The following is a 25,271-nucleotide window of genomic DNA, read 5'->3' as shown; positions in this document are numbered from 1 at the left end:
CGTACGCCCCGGGGCGGCCGGGACATCCGCTCAGGAGTCCTCGAGGCGGAAGCCCACCTTCAGGCCGACCTGGTAGTGCGCCACCTCGCCGTCGGTGATCTGCCCGCGCACCTCGATCACCTCGAACCAGTCCAGGTGGCGCAGCGTCTGCCCGGCTCTCCTGAGGCCGTTGCGGATCGCGGCGTCCACGCTGTCCGGCGAGGTGCCGACGATCTCCGTTACCCGGTACGTCCGATCCGTCATGGCGTTCCTCCCGCGGGGCGATGGACGGCTTTGATCGGCTTCTTCCCGCGCACCGCGCGCCCCATGCGGTGATGTGGGGCAGGCTGACTGTCGTGTTCTCCAGCGAAGCGGACCATCAGCGGCTCGTCGAGCGGGCGCGGCAGGTCCTGGCACCCGACGTCTTCGACTTCTACGCCGGCGGCGCCGGTGACGAGACGACCCTCGCCGCCAATGAGGCGGCCTGGCGCGGCGTACGGCTGCGGCCGCGGGTCCTGCGCGACGTCTCGAGGATCGACTCGCGGGTCCGCGTGCTCGGCCGGGAGCTGCCGACACCGGTCGGCGTGGCCCCGGTCGGCTATCAGCGGCTCGCCCATCCGGAGGGCGAGGTGGCGATGGCGCGCGGCGCTCGGCGGGCGGGTGCGCTGCTGACGGTCTCGTCCCGTAGTTCCCGGCGGATCGAGGAGGTCGCCGCCGAAGCGGGTCCGTGGTGGTTCCAGGCGTACGTCCTGCGCGACCGCGGCCTGACGCGGGAGCTCGTACGGCGTGCCGCCGCGGCCGGGGCGACGGCGATCGTACTGACGGGTGACACGCCGTACCTCGGCCGGCGGCGCCGCGACCGGGACGCCGGGCTGATCCCGGACGAGATGTTCGGGGTGAACCTCCAGCCGGGGTTCGACCGGGCGCTGGCGGAGCAGGCGGCGGACGTGACCTACGCCGACGTCGCCGCGCTGCGGGACGTCTCCGGTCTGCCGGTCGTGGTCAAGGGGGTCCTGCGCGGCGACGACGCGCGGGAGTGCGTCGCGGCGGGCGCCACGGGCGTGTGGGTGTCCAACCACGGTGGGCGGCAGCTCGACGGCGCTGTCGCGACGGCGGAGGCCCTGCCGGAGGTCGCGGACGCGGTGGGCGAGACCGCCGAGGTGTACGCCGACGGCGGCGTCCGTACCGGTGTGGACGTGCTCCGGGCGCTCGCGCTGGGGGCGCGCATGGTGTTCGTCGGACGGCCGGCGCTGTGGTGCCTGGCGGTGGGCGGCGCGGACGCGGTGACCGCCGGGCTGACGGAGCTGGCCGACGCGCTGACGCGGGCGATGGGACTGGCGGGGACGGCGACGACGGCGGAGATCACCCGGGGACTTGCCCGCACATACCCGGGGACTACCGTGGAGGAGTGAGGGTCAAACCGCGGGGCCGGCGACGCGAACAGCCGGTGGTCTACACCGTGACGGACGCGCGCAAGCCGCTGTCCGAGGACATCATGTACCGCGAGCGCCGGTATTTGATCATGATGGGCATCCGGGCGCTCTGCTTCCTGCTGAGCATCCTCTTCGCCTTCGCGCTGCCCGGTGCCTGGCGGTGGCTGGCGGTCGTCGCGCTGATCGGATCGGTCGTGTTGCCGTACGTTGCCGTCATCTTTGCCAACGGCGGACGCGAACCTGAGTCTGGTGCCCGTTTCGCACCATATGAGGGGAACGACGTTGACCGAAAACAGATTTCCGGCCCTCGTGACGAAATCGGCTCGTGACAATCTCTTGACTAACTCAGGGGGGGTTCGGTGTACGATTTGTACCGGCGCTCTGGTCCCCCGTCGGGGCGCCCGTGCCGGTGTTCCGGGCCCCCGTCGGAACACCGATGATCGCGACGCCGGGAGGATTGCCCCCGTATCCTCCCGGCGTCGCCATTTCTCCAGCCGGCCGGTCTGACAAACTGTAGAGGTCTAGTCAGGACACCCGATCGCCGGATCCGGCCATCCTCACCCGGGCCGCGCGCCGCAGGAGAGCCCCGTGGTGGCATGGACTCTCCCTCACGGGTACCGAGACCCCCATGAACCGGTCAGCGCGCCGCACGGTCCTCGTCGTCGCCGGGGCCGCCGACCTCGTCGTCGCCGCGACGAAGCTGCTCGCGGGGTTGGTCTCCGGATCGAGCGCGATGCTCGCGGAGGCGGCCCACTCGCTCGCCGACACGCTCAACCAGGTCTTCCTGCTGACCTCGCTGCGGCAGGGCAGCCGCCCGCCCGCCGAGGCGCATCCCTTCGGGTACGGCCAGGAGCGCTACTTCTGGTCGCTGCCGGCGGCGTTCGGCATCTTCGTCGCGGGGGCCGGTTTCTCCGTCTTCGAGGGCATCCTGGCCATGACGCGGACCCGCCCGCAGGAGAGCCTCTGATCGCCTATGTCGTGCTGGCGATCTCGTTCGTGGCCGAGAGCACCTCGTTCGCCCGCGCCGCGTGGGCCGCCGGCCGTGTCGGGGACTACGCCGCCGGGCGCACGGCGGGGGTGGCGTTCTTCGGCCTGCTCCTGTTCACGGTGTGAGGCGGGCGGACCGCCCGTCCAGCCCGTGTGCGGGCGACCCGCCGAACCCACGTGCGGGCCACCCGCCGGGTCCGCGTGCGGGCAGATCGAAGCCGTGTGCGGGCCACCCGCCGAACCCGCGCTGGAACCATCCGTCCCAGCCCTCGGCCGGTGGAACGTCCGCCGCGCCGGCGGACGGCCAGGCGGACGTCGCCCGCTCGGCGCGTTCGACCTTCCTGCCGAGCTCGCGAAGCGTGTCGGGATCGCAGACGTCGGCCAGCCGGGGGAAGACGTTCGCCTCCTCGTCCTCGAGGTGCTCATGGGTCGTCCCGATCAGGCGGCGGAAGACCTCGTCGAACCGCGCGTCGGACGGGTCGAGGCCATCCAGCTCCTTGATCGTCTGACGGGCCCGGGCATGAGCGGCGAGATTCTCGGCGGCGAGCCGATCCCCGTCCGGCACGTGCGCGCGAACCGCCGGGTAGAGGTACTCCTCCTCGGCGGCGGCGTGGCGCATGAGCTCAGTGATCACTCTCGCCACGACGTAACGGCGTCGTCTGTCTCCGGGAGAGAGCGCGATGACGCGGATGAACATGTCCTCGACTCGGCGGTGATCCCGCGTGAGAACGTCGATGACGTCCCGGGACCCACGATGAGTCGGCACGATGCCTCCTTGTCCGCCGACCCTGGGCGAGCGACAGCGCCCCGCCCGCGCGGAGTCGGCTGTCTGCTCAACCGTTGCGCCCCGCGTACCCCGCGAACTCACGACGCAAACAAATGCCCGCAAACACGGACAGTCAGGGTGAGATGCGGATGACCAGCATGACAGGCGACGGCGGCTCGGCGAGGCCGTACGACGGTCCCGGCAGAACCGGAGATCGGCCAGACTGGGACCGTGACCGGTTCCGAACCCCTCCAGTGCTCCGCCAAGGACTGCCGGGCCGACGCCCGATGGGCCCTGCGCTGGAACAACCCGAAGATCCACGATCCCGACCGGCGGAAGGTCTGGCTCGCCTGCGACGAGCACAAGGAACACCTGAGCGCGTTCCTGTCGCGCCGGGGCTTCCTGCGCGACGCCGTCCCGGTCGACGAGGTTCGGTGAGCGCCTCACCGAATCCGCGGGTGCGGCAGCCCTGGAACACGCGTGTGGCGACCCGCAATGCACGCGAGGCGGACTGGAACATGTGCGCGGCGACCTGAAACGCATGCCGGACGGACTGGAACATCCGCGCGGCTACCCGACGCCCACGCCGCACGGGCCGGAACAACCACCCGGCGGCCTAAAACGTGCGCGGGGCCGCCTGGAACGTGCGCAGGCGGGAACACGATCCATGTGAGGCCGGGGAGACGCTTCGCGCGGTCGGCGCGGGACCGGTGGATCGCGTGGTCCTCCGAGGCCCGGTCGCCTCGCCGGGCGCCCCGGCCACGATGGTTCGCGCGGCCGGCGGGCGCGCCCGGGCCGGGAGCCGTCACGGCGGCGATCGTGCTGCTCGCCCTGGGTTCCGGAGCGGCCGACGCGTTCAGCTTCGTCGCGCTCGGTGCCGTGTTCACCAGCGTGATGACCGGCAACCTCGTGCTGTTCGGCGTCGCCGTTGTCCACGCCGACCTCGGTGCCGCCGTGCGCGCCGCGGTGTCGATCGCGGCGTACGCCGTCGGGGTGCTCGGCGCGGCCTCATGGCTCAGAGACACCGGGCCCGCCGGCTCCGGCCCGTGGCCCGGACGCGTCATCGGCGCGCTGACCGTCGTACCGGCGGCACAGGCCGCCGTGCTGGCCGCGTGGCTTGCCGCGGCCGCCCGTCCCGCCACCGCCCTGCAGATCACGCTGATCACGGTGTCCGCCGCGGCGATGGGCGTGCAGAGTACTGCGGTCAATACGCTCGCGGTGAGCGGGGCCGCCACCACCTATCTCACCGGAACGCTGACCGCGCTCATGACCGAACTGGCCACGACCGGCTCCCCGCCCACCATGCGACGGCGGCTGGGCGTGCTGGCCGCCGCCCTCGCCGGCGCCGCGCTCGAGGCGGTCCTCCTGACCTGGGTGCGCCCTACGGCACCGGCGCTTCCGCTGGTCGCCGCCCTCATCGTCGTGACGACCGTTGTCCTCCGCCCGACCGTGCCCTCCCACCGACGATCGTGACCGCCGGCCAGAGACCGCCGGTTCCGCGTGCGCACGTCGTCGCGGGGCCGGCACCTCCCGGCGTCAGTGCCTCACGGGCCAGCGCCTCAGGCGTCAACACCTCGGCGCCAACACCTCGCGGGGCCGGCGCCTCGCGGCGTCAGCGGCTTCCGCGTCGACGGCCCGCGGGATCAGCGGTTCGCGTCCCAGCCGGCGGCGAGCGCCGTGACGCGGGCGGCCGCGTCTCGCGCGGGCTCGCCTCGGCCCACGGCCAACCCGAGCAGGTAAGCCGTGAGCGGAGCGGCGGGTCGCGCCACTCCGTGTGCGACGTCGCGCGCGAGGTCGAGGATCAGGTCACGGTCCACCTCGGCGGGGTCGATGCCCAACTCCGCACATGCCGTATCGAGCCACTCGTCAAGCACGGTTCTCCTCGATCAGCCGTGACGCCTCGGCGACGTCGTCCTCCGTGTCACAGTCGTACCACGCGGGCCGGCGGTGCCCGGTCGCTCGCAGGTGGGCGGGTTCGAGCGGCGCCATCAGCCCCCGCAACGAAGCGCCTGGGTACTCGGCGAGGGCGGCGCGCAAGCCGGCGGTCCGCCACACGCCGGCAAGCCACTGCGGACGGTCCCCGTCATCGACAAAGACGGCCCCGGACCGGCCCCGCGCCCCGCGGTGCAGCGCGTTGACGTCGTCTGTGGTGAGGAACGGCAGATCGGCGGCGAGGACGGCCACCGACGGCGCCCATACCTGCGCCAGCCCGGCGCGCAGGGCGGGAACCGGTCCGGATCCCGGCGGATCCTCGCGGACGGTGATGGCGCCAGGCAGCTCCGGGCGGTCCGGCCCGACGAGCACGATCCGCTCCGCGTCCGCCACCGCCGCACCGACGCGGGACACCAGCGACCGGCCACCGACGAGCGTTCCGGGCTTGTCGGCGCCGCCGAGTCGCGACGCGGCCCCGCCGGCGAGGATCACGGCGTCGTACGGATCACCCGTCGTCATGCGCGCTCTTGCCGCTCTCCCGCTCGTAGGCGCTGAGGTTCTGCTCGAGGGCCTTCATGAGCTCCCAGACCTGGCTCGGCGGGATCCGTACGCGGGACACCACCTGTGCCGGGACGTGGACGTAGGAGGTGCCGTCCTCGGTGTCCTCCATCACCTCGGGTGGGCGTACCGCGGTGGAGAAGTCGATCACAAAGGAGTCCTGGGTACGCCACACGGAGGCGAAGCCGGCGTACACGCCGACCTCGTGGTCGGGCGGCACGCTGATCTCGACCCGGTGTTCGCGCGGCTGCTCCGTCACGTCGTCCTTTTTACCCGCCGATCGCGGACATCGGACGTGCGGGCTGCAGGAAACCGATGTCGTCGATGCCGTGGCCGGCGCGCTTGGCCGCCACGGCGGCCGTCCAGCGCTCGGCGAGCTCGCCGTCGGACGCGCCGGAGCGCAGGGCCCCGCGCAGGTCGGACTCTTCGCGGGCGAACAGGCAGTTGCGGATCTGGCCGTCCGCGGTGAGGCGGACGCGGTCGCACGCCCCGCAGAACGGCCGGGTGACCGAACCGATGACGCCGACCCGGGCCGGCCCGCCGTCGATGAGGAAGATCTCGGCAGGGGCGCTGCCGCGGGCGGCGCCGTCCTCCGGGACCAGCGTGAACTCCGCCGACAACCGGTCGAGGATCTCATCGGCGGTGACCATGTTCTCCCGCCGCCAGCCGTGCTGGGCGTCGAGGGGCATCTGCTCGATGAACCGCAGCTCGTAGCCTCGATCGAGGCAGAAGCGCAGCAACGGCACCGCCTCCTGGTCGTTGACGCCGCGCATGAGCACCGTGTTGACCTTCACCGGCCGCAGCCCCGCGCGCTCGGCGGCATCGAGCCCGGCGAGCACGTCCGGCAGCCGGTCTCGGTGCGCGAGCCGGGCGAACGTGTCACGGTCGAGCGTGTCGAGGGAGACGTTCACCCGGTCGAGGCCCGCGTCGTGCAGGGGCTCGGCGAGCCGGGCCAGGCCGATGCCGTTGGTCGTCAGCGACACCTGCGGGCGCGGGCGCAACGCGGTGGTGCGCGCCACGATGTCCACCAGCCCCCTGCGGAGCAGCGGCTCGCCTCCGGTGTAGCGGACCTCGGTGATCCCGAGGCACTCGACGCCGACGGCGACCAGGCGGATCACCTCCTCGTCGGTGAGGAGCTCCGGCTTGGGCAGCCACTCGAGCCCTTCCGGGGGCATGCAGTAGGTGCAACGCAGGTTGCAGCGGTCGGTGAGCGACACACGAAGATCGGTCGCCACCCGGCCGAAGCCGTCCACCAGCAAGGATGAACCCCCTCTATCGATGCGGACACTTCAGCCTATGTCGCCACACCGACGATCCGTGCGATCGGCAGCCTCCCATTAGACATCGCGAGCGGTTTCTTCCCATCCGCGGCCATACGCCGGAGCCGTCCCCCGGCCCGGCGGGGACTGCTCAAGGGCTCCGGGATGGCATGAGGACGCCCGCCCGGCCGCGGCCCGGCGGGCGTTCCGTCAGCCCTTCACCTCCGCGCGATCGGCGGACGTCCAATCACAAACGACGATCTTTCAGGATTTCCGCAGAAAGCCGGGAAAGGCCGCGTGAACTTGGATGATCATGGTGGCAGGACGGGGCTGCCCCGTCCCTCCCGCGCCCAGCGGGAGCCACCTCCTACGGAGAGTGAGAGTCACTCAGGTGAAGCTCAGCACCACACTCGCGGCCACCGGCGTCGCCGGCGCGATCGCCGCGTTCGGTCTCGCGTCGCCGGCGCAGGCAGCCGTCTCCCCGCCGACCAAGCCCGCCTGCTCGGTCGCCAAGAACCGGCTGGTCCTCGCCTTCGCCCACCCCTACGTCGTGGGCAAGAAGGTCGACCAGCCGCTGTCGATCAGCACGAAGGGCAAGAAGACCTGCCTCCTCAGCGGTCGGCCGCTCGTCCAACTGCTCGACAAGAAGCACAGGGTCATCAGCTTCTGGCTGGGCACCCAGGGCAAGGCGCTGATCGGGCCGAAGCACCAGGCGGTGTTCCACCTGACCTACACGACCGGGGGCAAGCACACCGTCCGTCCGGCGTACGTCCGTGTCTCGATCCAGCGTCACGGCGGGACCTTCAAGCCGGTCCGGTGGACTGCCAAGAACCCGAGCTCGAAGATCAAGGTCGGCGCTCTCAAGCCCTGGATGGACTGAGACCAGCGGTATGCGAGCGGCTAGCCGCCGAGCGAGCGAGAGGCTGGTAGGCCCCCGATAGGGGGCCGGCCGACAATCAGCAGCCGGTGATGAACGAACCGGCGACGAGGCGAGCACCGCCGTGAGCACGCCGGAGCCGTCCCCACCTCCCGGTGGGGACGGCTCAACGGCTCCAGGTGAGCCTGCGGCGCCCGCCGGGCCGCGTGGCCCGGCGGGCGCTCCGTCAGCCCTTCACGCAGATCAGCTGGCGCAGGTGGGCGACGACCTCCACGAGGTCGGACTGCGCATCGATCACCGACTCGATGTCCTTGTACGCTCCGGGGATCTCGTCGATCACCCCGGAGTCCTTCCGGCATTCGACGCCCTTGGTCTGCTCGATCAGGTCGTCGACGGTGAAGGACCGCTTCGCCTGGTTACGGCTCATCCTCCGGCCCGCGCCGTGCGACGCGGAGTTGAAGGCCTTCTCGTTGCCCAGTCCGCGCACGATGTACGTGCCGGTCGCCATCGAGCCCGGGATGATGCCCAGGTCCCCGTCGCCCGCGCGGATCGCGCCCTTGCGGGTGACGAGCAGCTCCACGCCGTCGTACACCTCCTCCGCCACGTAGTTGTGGTGGCAGGAGATGACGTCGTCCCAGCGGACCCGCTTGCCGGCGAAGAACCGCGTGACGACGTTCTGGGTGAGGGCCATCATCAGGGCGCGGTTGCGCCGCGCGTAGTCCTGCGCCCAGAACAGGTCCCGGCGATACTCGTCCATCTTCCGGGTGCCGTTGATGAAGACGGCGAGGTCGCGGTCGGGCAGGTCCTGGTTGTGCGGCAGGCGCATCGCGGCCTCGATGTGGTGCTCGGCCAGTTCCTTGCCGATGTTGCGCGACCCGGAGTGCAGGACGATCCATACCGAGCCCTCGTCGTCGGCGCAGACCTCCAGGAAGTGGTTGCCCGAGCCGAGCGTGCCGAGCTGCGACGTCGCCTTGCCCCGGCGGGACCGCGCGACCGGCGCCAGCTCGTCGTACCGCTTCCAGAACTCGTACCAGCCGCGTTCCTTCAGCCCAGGTACGGCCGAGGGGTCGACGGGCACCTTGTGCGCCCCGCGCCCCACCGGCACCGCCTTCTCGATCTTCGCCCGCAGGCGGCTCAGGTCGTCCGGCAGGTCCGCCACGGTGAGGCTGGACTTGACCGCGGTCATCCCGCAGCCGATGTCCACACCGACCGCGGCCGGCGCCACGGCGTCCCGCATCGCGATCACCGAGCCGACGGTCGCGCCCTTCCCGTAGTGCACGTCGGGCATGACCGCGAGGCCGTGCACCCACGGCAGGCTCGAGACGTTGCGCAGTTGGTCGAGTGCCACCGACTCGACGTCGGCCGGGTCGGTCCACATCCGGATCGGAACGTGGCCGCCCTTAATCGTGTACGGCATCACCATCTCCTCTCCAGATCGTCGGTGAGCCGGGGTCTATGACGCCAGACAGGCCCTGCCCGGTTCAACCGAATTAATACTCGGTGACGGGTACGCGGCGTCCGGCGGACTCGTTCCCGGCCGCCCGGCAGCGGCGGGGCGCTCTGAGGACGAGAGTCCCCGGCCCCGCGGCGTCCGGGTGGAGGCCCACGGCCGCAGCGTCCGAGTGCTTGCCTTGCGGCGTCCGGGCTTGCCCTGCGGCGTCCGGCGGACGCGGTGCCGGTCACTCGGCAGCGACATGGCCTCCGGCGACGGGCATCCCCGGCCCTGGGGGCCTCAGGTGAGGGTGCGGCGGCCGTCCTCCGCCCGGACGGTGACGCGACTCCGATCGAGGTACTCCAGGAGGGGCACCGCCACCCGGCGGCTGGTGCCGAGGGCGCGGCGCGCCTCGCTGACCGTGAACGGCTGGGGCAGTCCGGCCAGGACGCGTGCCGCCTCGGCGTCCGCGCCCGGCAGCAGGACGATCCCATCGGCGATCTTGAGCAGGGCGCCGGAGCGCACGGCCGCGCCGAGCGCCCGCTCCGTGAGCCCGAGTTCGGCCAGCCGGCCCGCCTCCGGAGCACGGAACGGGTCTTTCTCCAGATCGTCGCGCAGCCGCCGTACGGCGTCGGCGACCGGCGGCGGGAGGGCGGCGCCGCCCGGCCCGTGGATCCGGCCGGAGCCGAGACGTAGCGGGGCTTCCACCAGCGCGTCCACCAGGCGCCGGTCGGGTAGTTCGAGCGCGGAGCGGGCCGCCTCGACCGGCAGACCGGGATTGAGCGGGTCGGCCGCCGCGTGCCTGCGCACCTCCTCCGCGAGGCGTTGCCGGAGCGCGGCCCAGTGCCCCGGGTCGGCGAGCCAGTCGGCGGCGACGGGCTCCGCGCCCGGCGAGACGCCCATCGCCCGGAGGTCGTGTTCGCGGATCAGCCCGTACCTGCGAAGGAGGGCGGCGGCGTCCGGGATGCCGGACGCGAGCTCCTGGGCGCGCGCCGCGGCCGCCCCGCGCCGCCGCAACACCGGCGGCCGCACGTCCAGCACGGTGACTCCGGCGACGCGGCGGGCCCCCGGGTCGCGCAGCAGCGCCCGGTCGCCGATGTGCAGAGGCAGCGGCCGGGTCAGGACGAGCCGCGCGGTGTCGTCGCCCAGGCGCCGCAGGCGTACGGGGACGGCGGCGGAGCCGATGTGCAGGACCGGCTCGCGGGGCAGCGTCCGGGCCGCCGCGCCGTGGAGGCGCACGTCGACGAGGTCGGTGACCGTCCACTCATCGCTCGTCAGCGCCATGCCGCGAGCGACCTCGTCGCGGTCGACGCCGCGCAGGTTGATCGCCACACGGGCGACGGCGGAGACGGTCTCGGCGGCCTCCTTGAGCGTGTGCAGGGCCCGCACCCGTACCGGGCGGCCGTCGAGGCGGAGCTCGGCGCCGACCTGGATCGTCCCGGCGGGGAGGGTGCCGGTGACCACCGTGCCGCTGCCCTTGATCGTGAAGGCGCGGTCGACCCAGACCCGGACGGGCGCCGTGACGTCGGGCGGGGGAAGCCGGGCGACCAGCCGGTCGAGGGCGTCGCGCAGGGCGGGCAGGCCCGCGCCGGTGGCGCCGCTCACGGTCACCGCCTCGACCCGCCCCAGGCCGGTGCGGGCGATCTCCGCGGCCGCCTGGTCGCGGGCGGCGCCGGCCTCGGCGAGGTCGGCGCGGGTGACCACGAGGAGGCCGTGGCGGACGCCGAGGGCGTCGATCGCCGCCAGATGCTCGGCGGACTGGGGCATCCAGCCCTCGTCGGCGGCGACCACGATCATCACGGCGGGCACGGGCCCGACGCCGGCGAGCATGGTGGTGACGAAGCGTTCGTGGCCTGGGACGTCCACGAACGCGATCCGCTCCCCCGACGGCGACGTCGTCCAGGCGTACCCCAGGCCGATGGTCATGCCCCGGCGGCGCTCCTCGGCCCAGCGGTCCGGTTCCATCCCGGTCAGCGCCCGGACGAGCGTGGACTTGCCGTGATCGACGTGGCCGGCGGTGGCGATCACATGCACGGGCGCTCCTCCCCCGCCGTGACGGCCCGTTCGATCCGCCGGACCAGCTCGGCGTCGTGCAGGTCGGCGGGGACGGTTCGCAGGTCGAGGAGCAGCCGGCCCGACTCGATCCGGCCGACGATCCCGGCGCGGCGCAGCGGCTCGGCGTACGAGGCGGGGAGGCTGACGGCCGCGCTGGGCAGTTCGACACCGGGTGCTCCGCCGCCGCCGATCCGGGCGGCCGACTCGACGGCGAGGGCGTCGTGTTCGGTGAGCTCCTTGACGAGGCGTTCGGCCCGCTGCCGCAGGAGGCGGGTGTCGGCGTGCAGGGCGTGTGCGGTGGGCGTCCGCGGTCCGCGGACGGTCGCCTCCAGGGCGGCGAGTGTGAGCTTGTCGACGCGCAGGGCGCGGGCCAGCGGGTGCCGCCGCAGGCGTTCGATCAGGTCGGCCCGGCCGAGCAGCAGACCCGCCTGCGGGCCGCCCAGCAGTTTGTCGCCACTGGCGGTGACGAGGGCGGCGCCGTCCCGCAGCACCGTCGCGGCGTCGGGCTCCTCTGGCAGGGACGGTTCGGCGGCGAGCAGGCCGGAGCCGATGTCGACGACGACCGGAACACCCAGCCCGGCCAGCTCACGCACCGACACCTGCGCCGTGAAGCCCTCGATCCGGAAGTTGGAGGGATGGACCTTCAGGAGGAAGCCGGTGTCGAGGCCGAGCGCGGCCGCGTAGTCGGCGGCGGTCGTGCGATTCGTGGTGCCGACCTCGCGCAGCCGGGCGCCGGTGGAGACGAGCAGGTCGGGGAGGCGGAAACCGTCCCCGATCTCCACCATCTCGCCGCGGCTGATCACGATCTCCCGGCCCTGTGCGAGGGCCGTGGCGGCCAGCACGAGGGCGGCCGCGTTGTTGTTCACGACGTGCACCGCCTCCGCCGCCGGGCAGGCCTCGGCCAGTGCCGCGAGGGTGCCGCGGCCTCGCCGGCCGCGGCGGCCGGTGGCCAGGTCGTACTCGACGTCGGTGCAGCCGGCGGCGGCGAGCACCGCCTCCCGGGCGGCCGCGGACAGCGGGGCACGGCCCAGGTTGGTGTGGAGGAGCACACCCGTCGCGTTGATCACGGGACGCAGGGTCGTCGCGTACGGCGGCAGGGACGCGACGGCGGCGTCGGCCACGTCCTCGGCGGTGATCTCCCCGCGCCGCGCGCGCTCCTGCGCGGCCGCGACCGCCGACTTCACGGTGCCTCGTCCCAGCCGGAGCGTCGCCTCCGTGAGCCGCGGGTCGGCGAGCACGGCGTCCGTACGCGGAACCCGGCGTCGAGAGTCCATGTCAGAAACCTACGACCGTGGCATCCCGGCCGTCACGGCACGCGCGGTGCCGGGCGGGCTCCCGTCCCCACGGTCCGCCCGATGCCGGGTCGTTCAGGCCCGCCACGGTACGGCGGTGTCCCCGCCCGCCGCGCGTCCGCGAAGCGTCAGAAGAGTCCACTTCCTTCGCGGTGCCGCGAAGGAAGTGGACCGCTATTTCACGCACAATCGCCCACAATATGCTTATTGCGAGCGATCTGATTTTTCAAAATTATTCAATTATTAATGCTCATCCGCCGACGCCGCCGAATCGCCGTCCTGCGGCGCGATCAACGGCATCGAAGTCACCTCAACGCACGCTCCATTGGCCATGCTTTGAGATGCTTTGCGCCAGATGACGCCGGGATGCTCGACTGTCTTCCCCATCATTCTCACCTCCTTTCACCAATTATCCCCACGCATCCCGGGCCGTCCTGGAGATCAATTCCATGGATTCCGCCGGGTCGAGCGCCTCTGCACTGAGTCGTTCGAAACTGAGCCGGTGCCGGTAGGTTTCGGTCTCTTCTTCGAGATACGAGCAACCGTTCAGGTGCTCGATGTATGTGACATCGTGAAACTTTATGCCACCGACCTGCGGGAACTGCAGAAGCGTGAAGGACCCCGTCGCGATCGGATGGGGCCCGTCAAGTGGAAGGACCTGGAGGGTGATGTTGGGCCGTTCCGCCAATTCCAGGAGGTGTTCGAGCTGCTCGCGCATGACCTCCGTGCCCGCGTAACGCCGCAGCAGGGTGGCCTCGTCCAGGACGATGGACAGCCGCAACGGCGTCTCGCGAGTGAGCACGGACTGGCGCGCCAGCCGCGTCTCCACGCGGGCGTCCACCCGGCTCGGCGGGACCATCTCGATCGAATGGAGCCACTGCTCGATCGCCGACGCGTAGGCCTCCGTCTGCAGCAGACCGGGAACGACCTGCGTCTCCCACTGGCGGATCTCCTCCGCCTCCATCTCCAGGCCGATATAGGAGGCGTACGGCTCGGGAAGGGCGTCGGAGTAGGCCTCCCACCAGCCCTTGCGCACCGCGTCCCTGGCGAGTTGGAGAAGCTGCTCGCGGTACGTGCCATCGACACCGTAGAGCTCCAGCAAGCTCCTCACGTCTCCTAGACGGGGGGCTTGACGGGCGTTTTCAATCCGGCTGACCTTCGAGGCCGACCAGCCGAGCCGCTCGGCGACGTCATCACCGGTCAGTTCGGCTCTCTCACGGAGGCGGCGCAGCTCTGTGGCCAGTCTACGGTTACGAACCGTGCCACTACTGGGCCCGGGCACCTTTGTCCTCCCCAGCCGACCGACGAGACTCCCTCGGCCGCGCGTTACTACATGGCATAACCGTTATAGAGGTCAGCCGTAATGGTGTCAAGAAATCGCCGTCGCAATCTTTAGTGAAACTTGCGACGCAATATACCTTAGCGGGCGAGGCACGGCGAATCGATGACGAACCGAGCCGGCGACCTCGCACGCGCTACCCGCATACATAGCAGCACGGCAATCACCTCGGCCGCCGCCCTTCCCATCTTGTGACACTGACCACATGACCGCAGCGCCCCGCCACCGCGTATCGCATGGTGGCGGGGCGAAGCTCGGCAGAGGGGCCAGGGGATCCGGGCCCGCGCTCAGGCGCCGACCGGCTCGTCGGCGAGGTAGGGCGGCGCCGGCTCGTACTGGATGTACCTGCGGACGGCCCGGGCATGCTCTCTGCCGTGCAGGCGACCGACGAGCCACAGTGCCATGTCGATGCCCGCCGAGACGCCCTGACTCGTGACGAGGTGCCCGTCGACGACATAGCGTGCGTCCCGTACGACCGTGATGTCGCCGCGCGCCTCCAGCGTGTCCTCGAAGGCGTGATGCGTCGCCACCTTGCGTCCACGAGCGTGCCCCGCCTCGTGGAGGAGCAGCGCACCCGTGCACACGCTCGTGACCCAAGCCGCGTCCGCGCGCCTGAGCCAGTCGATCAAGACCGGGTTGGACACCTCGCGCCGGGTACCGTTCCCGCCCGGGACCAGCAGGACATCGAGGGGCGGGTGGTCGCCGAAAGAGTGGTCGGGCAGTACGCGGAGTCCTTTGTTGCAGCGCACGGGATCCGGCCGCTCGGCGATCGTCACCGCGGTGTCGGCCCCGTCACGGAGCATGGAGGAGGCAGTGAACACCTCCCACGGCCCGACGAAGTCCAGTTCCTCCACTCCGTCGAACACCAGCAGTCCATAGGTCGTCACGCGTACTCCTTCGTTGATCGGAAACGGTCCCGGTAGTCGGACGGGGGAACGCCGACGTGCCGGTGGAACGCCCGGCGCAGCGTCTCGGCGGTGCCGAAGCCGCATCGCCGGGCGATCGCGTCGACGGGGTCGTCGCCCTCGGCCAGCGCGCGGCGCGCCGCCTCGACGCGCACGCGCTCGACGTACGCCGCCGGGGGCACGCCGAGTTCGGCGGTGAACCGGCGTTGCAGGTGGCGGGGGCTCAGACCGGCCCTGGCGGCCAGGTCCTCGACGCCGTGACGGTTCCCCGGGGCCGCGTGCACGGCGTCCACCGCGAGGCGGATGGGGTCGCTCGACGGCTGCGCCGACCACAGCGGAACGCTGAACTGGGACTGGCTTCCCGGCCTGCGCAGGAACATCACCAACTCCTGGGCGACGGCGTGGGCCCGGTCCCGGCCGAGGTCCTCCTCGACCAGGGCGAGCGCCAGGTCCATTCCGGCGGTCACCCCCGCGGACGTCCAGAACCTCCCGTCGCGGATGAAGATCGGATCGCAGTCGACGGTCAGCTCCGGATGCTCGGCGGCCAGCTGGTCGCGGCGTCTCCAGTGCGTGGTCACGCGGCGACCGGCCAGGAGGCCCGCGGCCGCCAGCAGGAAGACGCCGCTGCAGACGGACGTGACACGCCGGGCGCCCGCTCCGGCGGCGGCCACCCACTCGACCAGCGCCCGATCCCGCCGGGCCTCGTCGACGCCCGCCCCGCCCACCACGATGAGCGTGTCGACGCCGCCGGGGTCGACGTCGCCCACGCCGTACTCCGTGTGGACCGGAAGACCGCTCCGCGAGCGTACGAGCCCGGCCTGCGGAGCGACGATCCGGCACCGGTATCCGCCGTGGCCGAAGACCTCGTACGGCCCGACGAGGTCGAGCGGCTGGAATCCGTCGAAGACGACGAGGGTGACCTGGGACGCGTCCATGTCCCCAGCCTCGTCCGGCCGGGCGAATGGCGTCAACGACGGGCACCCCACGGATCGCGCCATGCCCCGGAGAGTCGGAGTAGGTGGCGACTCACCAAGGGGCCTGGGAGCAGGTGGCGGCTCCCGGCGGCTCGGGAGCCGCTACCGTCGGAACGGTGATCGCCGCCAGAGACCCCGCGCCCGAGCCGCCGCAGACGATGAGCGACCCGGCCGATCTTCTCGCCGCGTACCTCGACTTCTACCGGGACGCCATCCTGCGCAAGCTCGAGGGCCTGTCCGAACGGCAGCTGCGCACGAGTGCGCTGCCGAGCGGCTGGACACCTCTGGAGCTCCTCAAGCACCTGGCCCACGTCGAACGGCGCTGGCTGTGCTGGGGGTTCGCCGGAGAGCAGGTCGCGGACCCTTGGGGCGACGACGGGCCGGACGGCCGATGGCATGTCGCCGACGACGAGACCGTCGAGGACGTCACGGCCTTTTTCATGACGCAGTGCCGGCGTTCCCGGGAGATCGTCGCGGGGGCGCGGCTGACCGATGTGGCGGCAGCGGACGGCCGGTTCACGCCGCCGGCGGTCCGCCCGGCGCTGAGCCGGATCCTGTTCCACCTGCTGCAGGAGTACGCGCGGCACGTCGGGCAGTTGGACGTGGTCCGTGAGCTGATCGACGGGGCCGTCGGCGAGTGATCAGGCCCCGACGATCAGTCCGGTGCGAAGCTCCGACGGGGCGAGGCATCAGAGCCCGGCCATCGATCCGCTTGGGAGCTCTGTGCGGAAGGGCGACGGCTCTGCCCGAGTGATCAAGGGGCGGCCGTCGGACCGGCGGGGAGCTCCGGCTGGACGAGCACTCGTCGCTCGCGCCGCCAGAGCAGCCGGACCGCGTCGCGCAGCCCCGGCTCGGAGCGGGTCCGGGCGACGAACTCCTCCGGGGTCCGGGCGCCGGTCAGCGCGGACAGGCCCGGGGACGTCGTGAGGAGCCGGGCCAGGAGCTCCTGCTGACCGGCCAGGCGGATCGGGGCGCCGCTCTCGTCGACGAGGCAGCCGTGCCGCCCGGCGTACAGGTCGCAGGCACGCAGCCGGCCCAGGCCGGGAAGCGAGACCGCCGCGGACGCGGGCAGCAGCGTCCGGTGGTAGTTCGGCTCGGTGGCGTCCACGGCGGCGAGTTGCTCGTCGTCGAGCCACAGGACCACCAGCTCCGTGCTCGCGCCCGGATCCAGGACCGGGACCGCCGGGACGTATCCCGGCCTGCTCACGTGCGCGGAGGCACCGGCGACCAGCCCGTCCACCCGCGCGTACGTCATCGGGACGACCACGCGTGCCCGCCCCGCGAGCTTGCGGACGATCTGGGCGGGCGAGCCGTTCGATCCGACGGCCAGGACCGGCCGGCGGTCGGTCATGAGCGGCCGGCCGCAGAACTGCAGGGCGTCGTCGAGCGGGACCTCCGGTCCACCGAAGACATGGGGCGGCACCGCGGAGGTGTCGAGCATCCAGCGTCCGGTCCGTGCGGCGGGGCCGGCGGACCGAGGGGAGGGCGACCGGTGATCCCCCTGCAAACCGAGGAAGCATCCGTCGACGAGGAGGCCCGATCCGGGCGGCAGGCGGCCCGGGTAGGTCAGGGGCCGGGTGATCGGGTCGTCGCCGAACCCGAGGGATCGCAGCTCGCGCCCGGGCGCGGTGATCCACGGGTGCGGTGAGGCCGGGGGTCGACCGGATGGGGAGTGCACGGCTCTCCTGCCGTCGCCCTGTCGGCCAGGACGCGGCGCGGGGTGGTGGAGGGTCTCCGCCGAGGATAACCCGCGGTGGTCAGACCGGGGCCGGCGTGGCCGTGAAATGCTCGGCGAGGACGGCGCGTTGCGTCTTGCGCGCCCCCTCGTGCCGCTCCCGCCCGGCGGCGGTGAGCTTCACGAAGATGGCGCGCCGGTCGTCGGCGCACATGCTGCGCTCGAGCAGGCCGTCGCGCTCCAGACGAGCCACCGTACGCGAGAGCGCGCTCTGGCTGAGGTACATCGCGTCGGCGAGATCGTGCATCCGGGACTTCTCGCACGAGGCGTCGACCAGCCGATCGAGCACCTCGAACTCGCTCATCCCGATGCCGTGAGCCTCCTGCAGCGTGCGATCGAGAGCACACGAGACCGTGCTGTAGCAGGCCAGGAGGTCACGCCAGCGTCGCACGAGCTCGGTTTCGCCCGTCTCCGTCATGGGCGGACCTTAGCATGCTCGCACATCAAATGCAAATACATTTAATGTTTGGACATCTGATGCATGTGCATGTAACTTCTGTCCGGTGACCACGACAGCACTCCCAGACTCACGCACCCTTCCCGGCGCCCCGGCCGATCAACACCGGTGGTCCGCCCGGCTCTGGGGCATCCTCGCCGTTCTCTCCCTGGTTCTCTTCCTCGACGGCCTCGACGTGTCGATGGTCGGCGTCGCGCTCCCGTCCATCGGCTCGGCCCTGAGCCTGTCCACGTCGAGCCTCCAGTGGATCGTCAGCGGATACGTCCTTGGCTACGGCGGACTGCTGCTGCTCGGCGGCCGCACCGCCGACCTGCTCGGCCGCCGGCGGGTCTTCCTCATCGCACTCGCGGTCTTCGCCGTCGCCTCGCTGCTCGGCGGCATGGTCGACTCCGGCCCGCTCCTGATCGCCACCCGCTTCATCAAGGGCGTCAGCGCCGCGTTCACCGCACCCACCGGGCTGTCGATCATCACGACGACGTTCGCGGAGGGCAAGGCGCGCAACAAGGCCCTGTCGATCTACACCGTGTTCGGCGCCAGTGGTTACTCCTCCGGCCTGATCTTCGGCGGTCTCATGACCGGGATCGGCTGGCGCTGGACCTTCCTGATGCCCGTTCCGATCGCGATCATCGCGCTGGTCGCCGGGCTCTCCCTGATCCCCCGCGACCGGGCGGCGTCCGAGGGCGGCCACGACATCCTCGGGGCGCTCACCTCGACGGCGGCCATGCTGCTCCTGGTGTACGACCTGGTGTCCGCACCCAACCGCGGCTGGACCGCCCCGGTGACGCTCGCGCTCTTCGGTGCCGCCGTCCTGCTCCTCGGCGCCTTCGTGCTGGTCGAGCGCCGTGTCCGGCACCCGCTGGTCCGGCTCGGCATCCTGCGCAAGGGCACGCTCGTCCGCGCCAACCTCGCGATCGTCGCGCTGTTCGGCTCCTACACCGCGTTCCAGTTCATCGTCACGCTCTACCTGCAGTCCGTCCTCGGCTGGAAGCCGATCACCATGGCCCTGGCGCTGCTGCCCACCGGGCTCCTGGTGGCGCTCAGCGCCCCGTTCGCCGGAACGATGATCGACCGGTTCGGCACGGCCCGGTTCATCGTCGGCGGAATGGCCGCGATGACGATCGGCTACCTGCTGTTCCTGCGGGTCGACACCCACCCGGTGTACGTCCTCGCCATCCTGCCGACGGCGCTGCTGCTCGGCGTCGGCTTCGCCCTCGGCTTCCCGTCCATCAACGTGCAGGCCACCGCGGGCGTCGAGGACGACGAGCAGGGCCTGGCCGCCGGGCTCGTGCAGACCGCCGGCCAGGTCGGCGCCGCCCTGGTCCTGGCCGTCACCACCGCCATCATCTCCAGCGATGACGCGCGGTCGGCGGTCCGCTCGCCGGCGACCATGCTCGCCGACTACCGGCCCGGCCTGGTCTTCGTGACGGCCGTGGCCCTCGGCGGGCTGGCCATCACGCTGGTCCCGCTGCTGCGCCGCCGCACCGCGCGGCAGGAGGTGCTGGAGGCAGTGGAGGCGCTGGACTGACCCACCCTCGATTCGGTCACCCGGGGAGCCGTCCCCGGGTGATCAGTCGTTGCGGGGGCCGGTACGCCCGGCCTCCGGGGAAGGCCCGCCAAGGCGCCCGCCTCCCCCGCGGGTCGCGAACAGCGCCGTGGCGTCGTCGTGCGGTTTCACGCCCGGTATCGGCTGCTCCCGCTCCGCCCGCCGTACCAGGTCGATGACGTGGGCCGGGCTGCCGGTCCGCAAGGAGCCGAACAGTCCCGGCCAGTCGTAGCCGTAGTGGTCGATCAGCCGGGTGACCCCATCGGTGCACATGGCGATCTCCTCGACCTCCGTCTCCGGGAAGGCCGCCGTCACCGCCTGGTGGGCGGCCTCCGGCACACTGCTCGCGACCCAGAATCCGCCCGCCCGGTTCCGGTGCGTCCGTACCGTCTCCAGCGTGTACGGAGGCCCGCCCGGCAGGTGCGCGACGCGGTCGTCCTCCACCACGTGGAGCGATCCGTCGCGGCGGCGCACCGCGATCGGCGAGTCGGCCAGGAGGAGGCACTCGACCATGCCGGTACGCCGGCGCATCGCCGCGACCGTCGACGACGGGCTGTCCGGGTTGGACAGATCACACGTTCCGGCGTGCGAGGCGCACACCTGCTCGATCGACTCCGCCACGATGTCCGCGAGTGATCCGCCGGCACCGTCCGCCAGACGGGCGCTCAGTGCCGCCGCGAGCCGGCGCACCAGCCACGCGACGTCATGGACGCATCCGCTGTCGACACCGGCCGGCGCGGTCGCCCCGTCTAGCACGATCGCCCAGTCCGGGCCGGCTACCACGCAGTCCTCATTGACGCCGCCCGGAGCGGCCTGGGTCGCATAGGTGATCTGCACCATCCGATCGTCCCGTGGCCCCGCGCCGCGCGGGACCCCGCCCCCACCGCTCCCGACGGGAGGCGTACGACGAGGCGCTCCGGCCTCAGGCCGGCGCGAGCGCCTCCCGGCGATCGGCCCCGTCAGGGCATCGGCCCGGTCAAGGCGTCGGCCCATCACTCGGGGCGCAGAGCGGCCGGCCGCTCGTCGAAGGGCACGACGGTCAGGGCAGCCGCCAGAAGTCTCCGACCAGGCCCGCCTCGGTGAGCAGCCGCTGGTTGTGCTCCGTGGCGTGCGGCCGGAAGTCCGGGGCGAGCCGGTCGCCGTACCAGGGCCGGGACAGCGCCCAGACGGTGGCCGCGCCGACGGCCCGGCCCATGGTCCGTCCCGTACGCGACGTCCAGGCGGCCAGATGGTCCGGTGAGCAGAACATCCGGATATTGGAACAGGTGGAGACGACGTCGTCCCACCACCGCGCGGCGGGCAGCGGGAAGTGCACGGTCGGCTCCGGCTCCGGTGGCCGTTCGGGCCCGGAGGCGACGCGGTGACGCCGGCCGCACTCCGGGCACGCCGTGTCGATCAGGACGTCCAGCCCGAGCGCGGCGCTGATCCCGAAGGAGTCCCACGCGCAGCCACCCCACCAGTGACGGTCGTCGCGGCCGTCCAGCGGTGACACCACGAATCCCATCGGGGCGGCGGAGAAGGGATGGGCCATCCGGATCACGTCGTCGGCCGCTCCCAGCACGATGGCGTGGCGGACGGCCAGCTCACGGAGGCCCCGCACCGTCTCCTCCGGCGCGCGCCCCCACCTGACCGCGAGCTCGCCCACCGACGGTGCGCGCCCCTCTTCGGCGAGAGTGGCGTAGACCGCCGTGCGCAGGTCTTCCAGCCGCCGTTCCTCGTTCATCCGTCCCCCTGTCGCATCGTCGGCCATCCGGCGCCGAACGCATCGTCGATCATCCGGCACCCGTCGCGTCGTCGATCACCAGAGCCGCCATTCGCCGGGCCGCGCGGACCGGTGCGGCGTCCTGCCGGATGACGCCCTGGACCGCCGCTCCGTCGATGAGCACGAGCAGGTCGCCGGCCAGCCGGTCCGCGTCCGCCGCACCCGCCTCGGCCGCCAGCCGGACGAGCGCGGAGATCAGGCGGGCCTTGTGCTCACGCGCCGCCGCCCATGCCGGGTGAGCGGCGTCCTCCAGTTCGCTGACGGCCTTGACGAACGGGCACCCGCGGAAGGTGCCGTCGCCGCTCTCGATCGCTTCGGCGATGCGGTCGAAGACCCCGAGCAGGCGGTCCCGGGAATCGCCGGGCTCCTCGGGCAGGAGCCAGGCACGGTGCCGCGCGTCGCGCTGCCGCAGTGTCTCCGCGACCAGCTCGTCCTTGCCCGCGAAATGGCGGTAGAGCGACATCTTGCCAACGCCGGCTCGCGCCGCGAGCGCGTCGATGCCCGTATTGCCGATGCCCTGCTCGTAGAACATCGCCTCGGCCGCCCGCAGCAGCCGGACCCGGGCGTCCTTCGTTCCGGTCACAGGCCGTACGATACAGATCGGTATCGTACGGCGGCAAGGCACGGATCCCGCACCCGCGGCTCGATGGGGACCGACCGAGGCACCGCGCTGGGGTACCTCGGCGGGCGCCGGAAGTCCGTCCCGCGCGCCCGTGATGGTGAAAGCGGGGTGCACTCGATGGCGCTTCGCCGGTAGGCGGTCAACGCCCCGACAGGCTGACCTCGCTCGAATTTTCGAATCACGGAGCGGATTGCGGATTCAGATCGCTACTGTGCGTACATGTTCGGTCGCGTGCCGTCCGGTCGTGTCGCATGAGCAGCCGCAAGCTTGCGCTGGCCGCCGGTCAGGTGGCCCGGACCGCGACCGCCCACGCGCTGTTGCGCGGCGGGGTGGATGAGAAGAGCGGAGAGATCTTGACGGCGCGCGTGGTGGCTGAGCGGGTGGGCTGGGCCGCGGACCTGGTCGCCGGGATGACCACAAACCTACTGGCGAAGCGTTGGAACGCCGGTGATGTGGTCGTGCTGACGGCCGGGGTGGATGGCGCGGGCCGCGCGTTGCCGTCGAATGCGTGGATGGCGTTGCGCCGGTTGGGCTGGGGCGTGACCGTCCATGCGGGGGTCAAGGTCAATGACCGGATCGTGCGGATGGCTCAAGAACAGGCCGGAAGGGTCCTGCGCGGTGCGCAGCACCGCGCCGAGACGGTCGCCGGGATCCTGGCGGCCTGGCCCGCCGACCCGTACAAGCGCACCGTGGCCGAGTGGGACGCCGTCCGTGAGGCGATCCCGGACGGCCGGTCCCTGCCCACCGGTGTGATCGGAGCACGCACCAGGCAGATCACCGCGTTCCTCGCCCGGCATAAGCGGTTTCCGGTCGATGTGTTCGACCTGGAAGAGGCGCCGCGCGCAGCGCGGATGCTGATACTGGCCGCAGTCGACCGCCAGCAAGCCACCCTCGAATGCGCCGACGATGACCCCGCCGGGGTGCTGCCGCGGCTGCAGTTGCCCACCCGCCCGGATCCGCGTTCCTACGCCGACTGGACCTGGGTGGCGTGCCCGGTCACGCTGCCGCCCACCGTCCCGCCCGACGCGGTACTGCACCTGCCCACACTGCGTACGCAGGGCCAGAAAGTGCACGCGGACCTGGCGTTCTCCCACCCCGTTCCCAAGGCCGAGCGGAAGGGTCACACGACGGCGCTGGGGGTCGACTGGGGCCTGAACACCCTGCTCAGCGCCGGGGCCTGTCGTTTGCATCCCGACGGCACCATCACCGCACTGGGGGCCGGGGCGATGTTCCGGGCCGGCGGGGTGATGGCCCGCCCGCACCGGCTACGCCGCCACGGCGAACACCTGCACGCCAAAACCGACACCTACGAGCGCCTCATCGGCGGCGACTCCGGCCACCACCTGTCCGCCAAACACGCCGTCCTGAAGGCCGAATACGGGCATGTGGCCGACCGCCGGTCCGGTTTGAACGACGCACTGGCCTGGTCAGCGGCCCGGTGGGCGGTGGATCAGGCGATCGCCGCGGGCGCGAGTGTGATCTATGTGGAGGATCTGCGGTCGATAGAGGCCAAAGGCATGGGCCGCACCCTGAACACCCGCCTGTCCCAAACCGTGCGCGGACAGATCGTCGACAACATGCGGCACCTGGCCGCCGAGACCGGCATCGCCGTCGTCACCGTCCCGGCCCGCAACACCTCCAAGCACTGCCCCCAATGCCTGCTGCCACTACGGCACTGCAAGGCACCCGACCGGCCCACCACACCCGGGTGGAAGTGGGCGATCTGCCCCGACCCTGACTGTGGCTGGCAAGGCGACCGCGACCACGGCGCATGGCGGCGCATCGCCGCCCGCGGCCTGACCCACCAGCACAAAACCATCCTCGACCGTGCCGTCGGCCAGATGGCCATCCCCCGCGTGATCGACGACCTCGAAGCGGGCGCGGTCATCACCCCGACCGCGCCCCCTCCAGCCAGCGGGGGCGACCGGTCCAAGACCGGACCCACCCCGCGCCGAACCCCACGCCCCGCGCCCAGGCGACGCGGGGCACCCTCCACCCCCGGCCCTAACGGGCCGACGGGTCAGCGTCCGGAGGGACACGCTCACACGGACCGCAGACCGCCCCGCGCGGCCTGCCGGTACCAGGGCGTACGCACACCCGTGCACACGATCAGCTCAAACACCCCCACCCGCCGGCACCGGACACGGCACCGGCCGCGAGGGGCCGCACTGGGCGCAGGCTTCCACCTGCACGCCCACGCCACCCCACCACGATGGGCAGATCCCCCAGTCACGACACCCAAGATGACTACGGATCACTTAGCTGATCAGAGACGCTTCCCGTGAAACGCCGCCACCGCAGGGCTGGCGCTCGCCGCCGGTTCCGGCCACACGGCGGTTCCCACACCGAAGCCGCCGATCGTCCCGATCCCGGAGTCCGTCACGGGCGTGAAGCAGGTGAAGAAGTGCTCGTAAGCGCAAGGAGGACCGCGCGGGGCTGTCTGGTGACCGCCGCAGCCGCCGCCCTGGCGTGCCCGGCGAACGCCGCAGTGCCCTCCGCGGCTCCGGGCGCGGAGCCGCCGGTGATCATAACTCGCAGGGTCGGGGCCGCACGAGGGACTCACGGCTCATTCCGAGGTCCAGAGCCGAAGGGCCGGCCGGGTACCGCCGCCCCTTGTCATGCGTTTATTCGTTGGTGCCGTCCAGCGTGATCGTCCACACTGGGTTGCCGTGGGATCGCTGCACGTCTTCGACATGGACGGAACCCTCCTCGAGGGAACGACGGCCAGCCTGCAGATCGCCCGGCGCCTCGGATCAACCGCGGAGCTGGTCGAGCTGGAGGCGCGGTTCGCCACCGGTGAGATCGACACCCGGGGTTTCTCGGCCGCCATCCACCGGATGTGGCGGGACCTGACGCCGTCGGCGGTCGCCGACGCCTTCGCCTCCAGTCCGTGGCTGACCGGCATCCGCGAGGTCTGCGCGGACATCCGCGAACGCGGCGAACGGTCCATGGTGATCACCATGTCGCCCGACTTCTTCGCGCGGCACCTCCTGGCACTGGGCTTCGACGAGGTGGTGGCCTCCCGGTTCCCGGCGCTGCCGCTCGTGGAACCGCTCGATCCGGCGAACGTCCTCACCCCGGATGACAAGGTCCGCATCGTGGAGGAGATATGTCAGCGGGCCGGTCTCGCGCACTCACGATGCGTCGCGTACGGCGACTCGATGTCCGACGCTCCGCTGTTCCGCCAGCTGACCAAGACGGTCGCGGTGAACGCCGATCACCATCTCGCGGACCTGGCCGTCCTCAGCTACCGCGGCAACGACCTGACCGAGGCGTACGCGCTCGGCCGCACCCTCCTCACCGAGGCTCCCTGATCACTGACCGATGCCGCTGCGCGGGAGCCCGCACCGGCGACCGGTGCGGG

General features: G+C 71.8%; 29 protein-coding genes. 11 read left to right on the top strand and 18 right to left on the bottom strand.

The genetic code is table 11. From position 1 onward, the window contains the following. Window positions 1–30: 30 nt before the first annotated feature. Window positions 31–243 (bottom strand): dodecin, encoded by a 213-nt coding sequence (locus AB0I04_RS05330; RefSeq protein ID WP_360879349.1) that lies wholly within the window; start codon window positions 241–243, stop codon window positions 31–33. 92 nt (window positions 244–335) lie between these two features. On the opposite strand from AB0I04_RS05330, the gene AB0I04_RS05325 reads away from it, so the two are divergent. The 4 genes from AB0I04_RS05325 to AB0I04_RS05310 all read left to right on the top strand — a co-directional run bounded on the left by AB0I04_RS05325 (window position 336) and on the right by AB0I04_RS05310 (window position 2,525). Further along, complete coding sequence (locus AB0I04_RS05325) at window positions 336–1,391, top strand: alpha-hydroxy acid oxidase (protein ID WP_360879346.1); 1,056 nt, start codon at window positions 336–338, stop codon at window positions 1,389–1,391. Next, window positions 1,388–1,741 carry a DUF3099 domain-containing protein gene (locus AB0I04_RS05320; RefSeq protein WP_360879343.1) on the top strand — a complete coding sequence of 118 codons (354 nt, stop codon included), beginning with the start codon at window positions 1,388–1,390 and terminating at the stop codon, window positions 1,739–1,741. Before AB0I04_RS05325 ends, AB0I04_RS05320 begins: the two co-directional genes overlap by 4 nt. A 299-nt stretch (window positions 1,742–2,040) precedes the next feature. Further along, a complete protein-coding gene (locus AB0I04_RS05315; protein ID WP_360879340.1) occupies window positions 2,041–2,379 on the top strand; it encodes a cation transporter in 339 nt (112 codons plus the stop codon). Between the two features lie 11 nt (window positions 2,380–2,390). After that, window positions 2,391–2,525, top strand: a complete 135-nt coding sequence (locus tag AB0I04_RS05310) for a hypothetical protein (RefSeq protein WP_360879337.1) — start codon at window positions 2,391–2,393, stop codon at window positions 2,523–2,525. Here AB0I04_RS05310 and AB0I04_RS05305 read toward each other — a convergent pair. Continuing rightward, window positions 2,515–3,165, bottom strand: coding sequence for a hemerythrin domain-containing protein (locus tag AB0I04_RS05305; protein ID WP_360879333.1), 651 nt, complete (start codon window positions 3,163–3,165; stop codon window positions 2,515–2,517). The genes AB0I04_RS05310 and AB0I04_RS05305 overlap by 11 nt on opposite strands. Before the next feature lie 231 nt (window positions 3,166–3,396). On the opposite strand from AB0I04_RS05305, the gene AB0I04_RS05300 reads away from it, so the two are divergent. Next, entirely contained in the window at window positions 3,397–3,603 is a 207-nt protein-coding gene (locus AB0I04_RS05300; protein ID WP_360879330.1) for a hypothetical protein, read from the top strand. A 381-nt stretch (window positions 3,604–3,984) separates the two neighbouring features. Next, window positions 3,985–4,638, top strand: coding sequence for a YoaK family protein (locus AB0I04_RS05295; RefSeq protein WP_360879327.1), 654 nt, complete (start codon window positions 3,985–3,987; stop codon window positions 4,636–4,638). 170 nt (window positions 4,639–4,808) lie between these two features. Here AB0I04_RS05295 and AB0I04_RS05290 read toward each other — a convergent pair whose 3' ends face one another. The 4 genes from AB0I04_RS05290 to moaA are packed head-to-tail and all read right to left on the bottom strand — an operon-like array spanning window position 4,809 to window position 6,914. Further along, entirely contained in the window at window positions 4,809–5,039 is a 231-nt protein-coding gene (locus tag AB0I04_RS05290) for a DUF6457 domain-containing protein (protein WP_360879325.1), read from the bottom strand. Further along, window positions 5,032–5,616 carry an NTP transferase domain-containing protein gene (locus AB0I04_RS05285; RefSeq protein WP_360879322.1) on the bottom strand — a complete coding sequence of 195 codons (585 nt, stop codon included), beginning with the start codon at window positions 5,614–5,616 and terminating at the stop codon, window positions 5,032–5,034. The genes AB0I04_RS05290 and AB0I04_RS05285 overlap by 8 nt, the downstream gene beginning before the upstream one ends. Further along, entirely contained in the window at window positions 5,603–5,914 is a 312-nt protein-coding gene (locus tag AB0I04_RS05280; RefSeq protein ID WP_360879319.1) for a DUF3467 domain-containing protein, read from the bottom strand. Before AB0I04_RS05280 ends, AB0I04_RS05285 begins: the two co-directional genes overlap by 14 nt. A gap of 10 nt (window positions 5,915–5,924) precedes the next feature. After that, window positions 5,925–6,914 carry a GTP 3',8-cyclase MoaA gene (moaA, locus tag AB0I04_RS05275; RefSeq protein WP_360879316.1) on the bottom strand — a complete coding sequence of 330 codons (990 nt, stop codon included), beginning with the start codon at window positions 6,912–6,914 and terminating at the stop codon, window positions 5,925–5,927. Window positions 6,915–7,305: 391 nt separating this feature from the next. Here moaA and AB0I04_RS05270 point away from each other — a divergent pair, with 391 nt between their 5' ends. Further along, window positions 7,306–7,794 (top strand): hypothetical protein, encoded by a 489-nt coding sequence (locus tag AB0I04_RS05270; protein ID WP_360879313.1) that lies wholly within the window; start codon window positions 7,306–7,308, stop codon window positions 7,792–7,794. A gap of 223 nt (window positions 7,795–8,017) precedes the next feature. Here AB0I04_RS05270 and AB0I04_RS05265 read toward each other — a convergent pair whose 3' ends face one another. The 7 genes from AB0I04_RS05265 to AB0I04_RS05235 all read right to left on the bottom strand — a co-directional run bounded on the left by AB0I04_RS05265 (window position 8,018) and on the right by AB0I04_RS05235 (window position 15,749). After that, complete coding sequence (locus AB0I04_RS05265; RefSeq protein ID WP_360879310.1) at window positions 8,018–9,208, bottom strand: RtcB family protein; 1,191 nt, start codon at window positions 9,206–9,208, stop codon at window positions 8,018–8,020. A 315-nt stretch (window positions 9,209–9,523) separates the two neighbouring features. Next, on the bottom strand, window positions 9,524–11,257 hold the full coding sequence (gene selB / locus AB0I04_RS05260) for a selenocysteine-specific translation elongation factor (RefSeq protein WP_360879307.1): 1,734 nt from the start codon (window positions 11,255–11,257) through the stop codon (window positions 9,524–9,526). Next, window positions 11,248–12,552: an L-seryl-tRNA(Sec) selenium transferase gene (gene selA, locus AB0I04_RS05255; RefSeq protein WP_360879304.1), complete on the bottom strand. Its 1,305-nt coding sequence runs from the start codon at window positions 12,550–12,552 to the stop codon at window positions 11,248–11,250. Before selA ends, selB begins: the two co-directional genes overlap by 10 nt. Before the next feature lie 261 nt (window positions 12,553–12,813). Then, window positions 12,814–12,960: a DUF397 domain-containing protein gene (locus AB0I04_RS05250; RefSeq protein WP_360879301.1), complete on the bottom strand. Its 147-nt coding sequence runs from the start codon at window positions 12,958–12,960 to the stop codon at window positions 12,814–12,816. Between the two features lie 19 nt (window positions 12,961–12,979). Beyond that, window positions 12,980–13,852 (bottom strand): helix-turn-helix transcriptional regulator, encoded by an 873-nt coding sequence (locus AB0I04_RS05245; RefSeq protein WP_360879298.1) that lies wholly within the window; start codon window positions 13,850–13,852, stop codon window positions 12,980–12,982. A gap of 344 nt (window positions 13,853–14,196) precedes the next feature. Beyond that, window positions 14,197–14,796: a DJ-1/PfpI family protein gene (locus AB0I04_RS05240; RefSeq protein ID WP_360879295.1), complete on the bottom strand. Its 600-nt coding sequence runs from the start codon at window positions 14,794–14,796 to the stop codon at window positions 14,197–14,199. Continuing rightward, complete coding sequence (locus tag AB0I04_RS05235) at window positions 14,793–15,749, bottom strand: DJ-1/PfpI family protein (protein WP_360879292.1); 957 nt, start codon at window positions 15,747–15,749, stop codon at window positions 14,793–14,795. The genes AB0I04_RS05240 and AB0I04_RS05235 overlap by 4 nt, the downstream gene beginning before the upstream one ends. Window positions 15,750–15,904: 155 nt before the next feature. Between AB0I04_RS05235 and AB0I04_RS05230 the strand changes: the two genes are divergently transcribed. Next, window positions 15,905–16,429: a DinB family protein gene (locus AB0I04_RS05230; protein WP_360879289.1), complete on the top strand. Its 525-nt coding sequence runs from the start codon at window positions 15,905–15,907 to the stop codon at window positions 16,427–16,429. Between the two features lie 113 nt (window positions 16,430–16,542). On the opposite strand, the gene AB0I04_RS05225 is transcribed toward AB0I04_RS05230, so the two are convergent. Together AB0I04_RS05225 and AB0I04_RS05220 are read right to left on the bottom strand one after the other, a co-directional pair. Next, window positions 16,543–17,466: a hypothetical protein gene (locus tag AB0I04_RS05225; RefSeq protein ID WP_360879286.1), complete on the bottom strand. Its 924-nt coding sequence runs from the start codon at window positions 17,464–17,466 to the stop codon at window positions 16,543–16,545. 79 nt (window positions 17,467–17,545) lie between these two features. Next, window positions 17,546–17,941 (bottom strand): MarR family transcriptional regulator, encoded by a 396-nt coding sequence (locus AB0I04_RS05220; protein WP_360879283.1) that lies wholly within the window; start codon window positions 17,939–17,941, stop codon window positions 17,546–17,548. A gap of 85 nt (window positions 17,942–18,026) precedes the next feature. On the opposite strand from AB0I04_RS05220, the gene AB0I04_RS05215 reads away from it, so the two are divergent. Then, window positions 18,027–19,505: an MFS transporter gene (locus AB0I04_RS05215; RefSeq protein ID WP_360879280.1), complete on the top strand. Its 1,479-nt coding sequence runs from the start codon at window positions 18,027–18,029 to the stop codon at window positions 19,503–19,505. Between the two features lie 42 nt (window positions 19,506–19,547). Here AB0I04_RS05215 and AB0I04_RS05210 read toward each other — a convergent pair whose 3' ends face one another. The 3 genes from AB0I04_RS05210 to AB0I04_RS05200 all read right to left on the bottom strand — a co-directional run bounded on the left by AB0I04_RS05210 (window position 19,548) and on the right by AB0I04_RS05200 (window position 21,868). Next, entirely contained in the window at window positions 19,548–20,363 is an 816-nt protein-coding gene (locus AB0I04_RS05210; protein WP_360879277.1) for a protein phosphatase 2C domain-containing protein, read from the bottom strand. Between the two features lie 199 nt (window positions 20,364–20,562). After that, on the bottom strand, window positions 20,563–21,246 hold the full coding sequence (gene merB / locus AB0I04_RS05205) for an organomercurial lyase (RefSeq protein WP_360879274.1): 684 nt from the start codon (window positions 21,244–21,246) through the stop codon (window positions 20,563–20,565). Between the two features lie 49 nt (window positions 21,247–21,295). Next, window positions 21,296–21,868, bottom strand: a complete 573-nt coding sequence (locus tag AB0I04_RS05200; RefSeq protein ID WP_360879271.1) for a helix-turn-helix domain-containing protein — start codon at window positions 21,866–21,868, stop codon at window positions 21,296–21,298. Between the two features lie 290 nt (window positions 21,869–22,158). Here AB0I04_RS05200 and AB0I04_RS05195 point away from each other — a divergent pair, with 290 nt between their 5' ends. Continuing rightward, window positions 22,159–24,192, top strand: a complete 2,034-nt coding sequence (locus tag AB0I04_RS05195) for a zinc ribbon domain-containing protein (RefSeq protein WP_360879268.1) — start codon at window positions 22,159–22,161, stop codon at window positions 24,190–24,192. Between the two features lie 384 nt (window positions 24,193–24,576). Beyond that, a complete protein-coding gene (locus AB0I04_RS05190; protein WP_360879265.1) occupies window positions 24,577–25,221 on the top strand; it encodes an HAD-IB family phosphatase in 645 nt (214 codons plus the stop codon). Window positions 25,222–25,271: the final 50 nt, after the last annotated feature.

Origin of the sequence: Actinoallomurus sp. NPDC050550 (assembly GCF_040655075.1) — a bacterium.
Classification (GTDB): domain Bacteria; phylum Actinomycetota; class Actinomycetes; order Streptosporangiales; family Streptosporangiaceae; genus Actinoallomurus.
The sequence above is the reverse complement of the archived record's forward strand: the minus strand, read 5'-3'. Positions and strand labels throughout refer to the sequence as shown.